The 5,619-nt window shown below is 69.5% G+C and carries 6 protein-coding genes and 1 pseudogene; 1 reads left to right on the top strand and 6 read right to left on the bottom strand.

What is annotated here, in order from left to right:
• Positions 1 to 680: 680 nt before the first annotated feature.
• From KBI5_RS17475 to KBI5_RS17465, 3 genes are all read right to left on the bottom strand, one after another.
• Complete coding sequence (locus tag KBI5_RS17475; protein ID WP_241882992.1) at positions 681 to 2,159, bottom strand: tyrosine-type recombinase/integrase; 1,479 nt, start codon at positions 2,157 to 2,159, stop codon at positions 681 to 683.
• On the bottom strand, positions 2,159 to 2,362 hold the full coding sequence (locus tag KBI5_RS17470) for a hypothetical protein (protein ID WP_023839866.1): 204 nt from the start codon (positions 2,360 to 2,362) through the stop codon (positions 2,159 to 2,161). The genes KBI5_RS17475 and KBI5_RS17470 overlap by 1 nt, the downstream gene beginning before the upstream one ends.
• Before the next feature lie 236 nt (positions 2,363 to 2,598).
• Positions 2,599 to 2,898, bottom strand: a complete 300-nt coding sequence (locus KBI5_RS17465; RefSeq protein WP_023839867.1) for a hypothetical protein — start codon at positions 2,896 to 2,898, stop codon at positions 2,599 to 2,601.
• Positions 2,899 to 3,048: 150 nt separating this feature from the next.
• On the opposite strand from KBI5_RS17465, the gene KBI5_RS17460 reads away from it, so the two are divergent.
• A complete protein-coding gene (locus KBI5_RS17460) occupies positions 3,049 to 3,252 on the top strand; it encodes a hypothetical protein (RefSeq protein WP_035908376.1) in 204 nt (67 codons plus the stop codon).
• A 6-nt stretch (positions 3,253 to 3,258) separates the two neighbouring features.
• Here the strand turns inward: KBI5_RS17460 and KBI5_RS17455 are convergent, their stop codons facing one another.
• The 3 genes and pseudogenes from KBI5_RS17455 to KBI5_RS17445 all read right to left on the bottom strand — a co-directional run bounded on the left by KBI5_RS17455 (position 3,259) and on the right by KBI5_RS17445 (position 5,435).
• Positions 3,259 to 3,450 carry a helix-turn-helix domain-containing protein gene (locus KBI5_RS17455; protein WP_011434870.1) on the bottom strand — a complete coding sequence of 64 codons (192 nt, stop codon included), beginning with the start codon at positions 3,448 to 3,450 and terminating at the stop codon, positions 3,259 to 3,261.
• Between the two features lie 31 nt (positions 3,451 to 3,481).
• Positions 3,482 to 4,933: pseudogene (locus KBI5_RS17450) on the bottom strand (replication initiator); the annotation flags it as partial.
• Positions 4,934 to 4,961: 28 nt separating this feature from the next.
• Complete coding sequence (locus tag KBI5_RS17445) at positions 4,962 to 5,435, bottom strand: SAM-dependent methyltransferase (RefSeq protein WP_085015847.1); 474 nt, start codon at positions 5,433 to 5,435, stop codon at positions 4,962 to 4,964.
• Positions 5,436 to 5,619: the final 184 nt, after the last annotated feature.

Raw genomic sequence — 5,619 nt, 5'->3', positions numbered from 1 at the left:
AGTGGTCCCCAAGTAGTCCAACATCACCCGTTACACCGCTAACTTGACAGCCCCGGCACGGCTCTCATCCTTCCAAGGTCAAGAGCCTCCACCAGCCCCGGGGCGGTTCAGTCGAGCGCCTGCTCGATCATCTGTCGGGCGAGGGTGGGCTTGGTCGCGAAGGCGACGTCCTCAGGCACGCCCGCCGCCTCGAGCCGCCCAGGATCGGACGTCCAGGAGCGGCGGCCCGTGCAGCTATGGCGAGACAGGGGCGCGGCTTGRCATCGGGTAGCCTGAGAGGCAGCGCCGGTCGGCTCACCTCCTTTGTCCCCGCTGGGAGGTTCGGGAGTTCGATTCTCCTGCGGTRCACGCCTGGTTGAGGCAGGTCGGGGCCCCGCAGCGTCCACACGCTACGGGGTCTCGATGTTTCCCAGCCAGCAGAGTTCGTGCAGCAGGGCTCGGATGTACGCCCTGCAGGCGGGCACAGCGATTACGCTGGGCCGAGGAGCGTGAACGTGTGCGCGATGTGYAACCGCATCGGCCACGGTGGTTGGGGATGTTTGTGGTGCGTTGCCGAGCGCACGCACGGTTGAGACAGGCCAGAGCCCCGCACCCCCATCCAAGGTGCGGGGCTCTGCCGCTTTCAAGACCTCGTGTACTGCAGTTCATACTGCAGTTGGCGAACGGTACTGCGGGACGACTCAGGCGGCACCCTCGTCTGCCTCACTCTCCGTAGCGGTGGTCGGGTTCCGGAGCCGGGTGAGGATGTCGTCCATGCTGCGGGCCGTCCCCCGCCGGACGTCCGCCAGAACGTCAACGTAGATGTCCGCGGTGGTGCCAAGGCGGGTGTGACGCAGAAGCGCGCGAATCTCGTTCAGGTCGACGCCGGCCCGGAACAGCATCGTCGCCGCCGTGTGGCGGAGATCGTGCACGCGGGTGTGCCGCACCTCAGCCCGCTCACACACCGCGTCCCACCACCGGTTGACGTTGCGCGGGTCGACCTTCCGCCCGAGTGCGGTAGTGAACACCAGTCCGGGGTCTTCCCACCGGATGACCTTCAGGTCCGCCGGAGTCCCGGACACCCCCTCGGGGAGGTTCTGCGCGGCCAGCGCCGCCAGGTCCYTTTCCGCCTGGTCCGCTTTGGCGCTGAGGTCGGCTTTCGCGTCGTCCTGCCGCCACCGGTGCTCACGGAGCATCGTGACGACCATGTCGGGCAGTGCGAGAACCGCCTTTGAACCCTTCGTCTTCAGGGCTTCCTCTTCGACGAGTTCCCAGCGCTGCCGGCCGGTCTCCGGATCAATTCCCGCCTTGCGACGCCGCTGCTTGCGCACCACGGCGACCGTGCCCGCATCAAGGTCGAGCGCATCCCAGCGCAGCGCGAGCGCTTCCCCCTTGCGCAGCCCGAGCGCCAGCAGCACCAGCCACAGCGCGGACATCCGGTCCACGAGCGCGACCGCGACAACCCGACGGGCTTCTTCCTCGGTGAGCGCCCGTATCGGCGCATCGGCCTTCCTCGGCGGCTGGACGAGAGCGGCGACGTTCCGGGTCAGCAGTTCCTCCCGGACCGCGTCATTCAACGCCGCGGTGAGGATCACCAGCAGGTAGCGCACCGACCGGGCCGACAGCGGCTTGACGGGCTTGCGTTCGCTCGGTGCCGGAGCCTTCTTCTGTGCTGTCGCGCGTCGAGCCGGGCGAGTCTTCTTCTCTTTCGCGCGTTCTGCCGCCTTGCGGGCCGCCTCAGCCTCCCAGGCCGCGCACTGCGCCAGACCCGCGGACGACGGTTCCGTGAGCTTGCGCGTCATCCAGTGGCGGACGTGCGCGGTGGACAGCTTGCGCAGCTCGTGACGGCCGAGGATCGGCGTGATATGCAGCCGGACCTGATCGGCATACGACTCGGCCGTTGACTCGGCGAGCGTTCCGGCGACCACGCGGGAAGGCAGAACGATGGTCACCCACTGATCGAGATATTCGGCCACCGTCATCCGTGTCGTGACCAGCGGCACCCCGTCCTGCACCGCCCGGAGCGCGGCAATGATCTTCCCTCGGACGTCGTCCTTCGTCTTGCCGTAGAACGTCGGCCGGGTGCCGTCCGGCATACTGATCTGACCGGCCCAACCGTTGCGGTACCGGTAGATCGAGCCTTCGCCGTTGCCGCGTCTGCTGCCCTTACCCTCGGCCATCAGGCCACGTCCAGGGGGTTGCCGTCGGGCCATTCGACGGCGTCGCACCATGGGCAGCCGTAGGGGCTGTCTTCCATGTCGCAGGCGAACTTGGTCTCTCCGTCCGACTGCGGGTAACCGCGTCCCTGGCCGCGGTCGGCGCGGTCGAGGTGGTCATGCAGCGCCTGCATGAGGGTCACCCGCCGTGGGGTGTTGGTGGGCATGGTGGTTCTGGCTCCTTGCCGAAAGAACGGGCGCGGGTCGCGAGTCGCGTGGTCCGGCGCGAGTTGGGGTTTCCGTTCTCTGGCGCTGGGATGGTCTGCCGGGTCGCCGGCCGCGTCCAGGGCGCTATCGCGTCGCTACGCGATCGGCCTATGGCCGACCCTGGACCCGTCCACCGCCCCGACAGATTGAGGCGCCACCAGAGAACGGAAGAAAAATGGGTGGGGCAGAAGAACCGCTACGGGCGGGTTCCGCGTGCCGCCGCCGGTGCCGTCGGGGTGACGCCCCCGGTGGGATCAGGTTCCCTGCCGTCGGGCACTGTCCGGAAGACCATGGTCAGGTCGATGTCGCCGACGTGCTCGGTCAGGAAGGCGTCGACCGGCATGCAGGCGAGGACCTCGGCGATCTCGCGGGCATCAGCACCAGGACGCAGCGTCAGCGCATAGACGCCGGGCCGGACGATGCTGGCCACGATCAGCGGCACGTCTCCGCCGGGGGTTCGGTCGGGATCCGGGGCGTCGGACGGGAAGATGGGCATGGGTCTCTCTCCTGTTCGCGCAGGAAGGGGCCAAGGTTCCGGTCGGGTGTTGCCGCACTCGGCCGGAACCGCCTCAACGCGACTGGACGACCGTCCAGCGACATCCACGGTACACGTGGCGCTGGACGGTCGTCCAGTAGATTGCGGGGTATGACGCAACCGCTCATGGGAGCGGCGGAGATCGCCCGCCGGTTGGGGGTCGGGCGGACGCGGGTGAACCAGCTTCTGAAGGAAGACCCGTCGTTCCCCGCGCCGTATGCCTCCCTGGCCGCCGGTCACATCTGGCGGACCGTCGATGTGGAGGCATGGATTGCCGAACACCGCCCCGACCTGCCCCCGCCCGACGGCCAGTGAGGGTGATCATGCTGCCTGTCCGTCGTCGAGGCCGCGGAGCCGGTGGACGAAGGCGAGCAGCGAGGCGGAGGGGATCCGGCGGGCACGGCCGATGCGGACGGATTCGAGGTCGCCGCTGTTCAGCAGTTCGTAGACGGTGCTGCGGCTGACGCCGAGCAGGTCAGCGGCTTCCGTCGGGGTGAGCAGGAGCTTGGTCACGCAGGCTCTCCAGGGGCTTGCCGGGGTGGGGTCAGGCTGCGTCCGCCAGCGGCGGCCCTGTTGCCGAATCCCCGCCGGCCCCTTCCTCGGTGCCGATTCCGAGCTGTGCGCGCCAGGCGTGCCGTTGGGCGATGGCATGCAAGATCAGATGTTCGCGGCGGGGTGCGGCCGGGTCCCCGGGGCGTAGCAGCGTCCAGGCGATGCGGGTCGGATCGTCCTCGGGCGCGGCCGGTCCGGTGCCAGTGGCGCCCAGTGCCGCGAGCTGCTGGCGGATAAAGACGACCCGATCACGACGGTGGTCGGTGAGGGTCTTGCCAGACCAGCGGCGGGAGACCAGCACCCGCCGGCCGCCGAAGCCGAGGGTTTCGCGCCGGTGGGCTTTGCCGGTGCACCGTCCGGGGGTGAGGCCGCGCCGGGGGTTGCGGGGTTGGATGCYGTAGCGCAGCCAGTTCGCACAGGTCGGGGAGCAGGGTTCGTAGCGCAGGGCATCGGCGAGCCGCTCCACATGCGCCCGCTGCCGGTCACTGCTGATCTCGTGACAGGTGTCGAGGGTCTTCGTCAGGTACTTGGTGAGATAGCCGATCATCCGGCCGGTGTTCACCGAGTTCGCCGTCACCCCGTCCGCCTGGAGTTGCGGACCKAACCGCACGACGTGCGCGGGTTCGTCGTCCTCACCGATCGCGTCGAGCGCCGCATCCCACGAGGGCAGCGGGTCGCCGGCGTCGGGGTCGAGGTAGGCGCCGATGGTGTCGTCCCAGACGGGCAGATGCTGATCGTCGTAGACCGGCCGGTCCGTCGCTGGCCGCCAGACCTGGTGGTAGGTGGCTGCCGCCACCAGCCGCAGCATGGTCCGCGGGATGGTGCCGCGGATCGCGGCGTGCAGGTGCGGGGCGAGACGCCGTTGGGGTTCCAGCGCGGCGAAGTACTGGACATCCCAGCCGACCGCGCGGCGCAGGTTCTGCCAGAACCGATCCAGCAGCTTCGGGAAGTGGATCGCGTCCCGTGCCGCCTGCCGGTAGTCGTAGGAGGCCGGGTCCACCGGCGTGCCGTCGGAGTGCACCCGCCCGTACGAGGCACAGGTCAGGGTCAGGAACATCGACGGCCGCCACACCGTCCCGTCCGGCGCGGTGAACGTCCGCCCGACCGTGCGCCGCTCAACGGGCAGCCGGGGCAGATCGGGGGCATCCTGGCGACGACGGGTCGAGCGGACGCGGCGCGGCCGGTCCCGGTCGGCCGGCGCGATCCGGCCCCGCACGCCCAGATCTGACAGTTCCCGGTCCACCTGGCCGATCAGTTCGTCGATCTCGCCGACCTGCCCGAGGTCGCCGGCCGCCAGGACCTCACCGCGGGCTTCCTCCAGGTCCGCCCGCAGCACGGCAAGTGCCTTGGCGTCGTCGGACGGCGGATCCGGGTCGGGAAGGGGTTCGTCGTCGAGATGCCATCCGGTCTTGCACTGGGCCATCCGGAGCCGCCGCGAGCGGTCAGGGCTTCCGTCCTGCACCGCCGTAGACTCAGACGGTTTCCGGGTCCGTGGGTGGCGTGTCCGGCTTCCACAGCGGTAGGCGCACCACGCCCGGGTCGAGGACATCCGTCCCGTCGAAGAAGCGGCAGACGTCCGCGAGGCCGCGGAGAACGAGCGGCGCGGCCGTGGTCGCGTAGGTCTCGACGATCGCGCCGACCCCTGGGGGTGCCTGGTCGCCGGTCGCGTGGGACACGACCAGGTAGCTGCCGGACGGCAGACCGTCCAGCAGCCTGCGCACCAGCGCACGCGGTTGGTCGGCGCCGGTCAGGAAGTGCAGGACCGCGACGAGGAACAGCGCAATCGGCCGGTGGAAGTCGAGCACGCCGCGGAGCTCGGCGGCATCGAGGATGAGCCCGGGGTCCCGGAGATCCGCCGCCAGGTAGGYGGTCCGCCCCTGCTCCGACCCGGTCAGCAGCGCACGCGCGTACGCCAGCACAACCGGTACCACCCCTTGGTCACACATGGCAAGTGGTACTCGTGTGTCGGTCGTGAGCGCCGATGGGCGCGCATGGCGGTGTTCTGGGCGCGTAGGCGACGGYGGTTCCTTGYAAGGGAGATTAGAGCGTGTCTCACGTCGAGTGCGGGAGCTTCTTCCAGCAGGTGATCGCGGCAGCCAGGCAGAGGAACCCGAGGAAGTTGTAGCCGTT

Origin of the sequence: Frankia sp. KB5, assembly GCF_002099325.1 — a bacterium.
Classification (GTDB): domain Bacteria; phylum Actinomycetota; class Actinomycetes; order Frankiales; family Frankiaceae; genus Frankia; species Frankia casuarinae.
The sequence above is the reverse complement of the archived record's forward strand: the minus strand, read 5'-3'. Positions and strand labels throughout refer to the sequence as shown.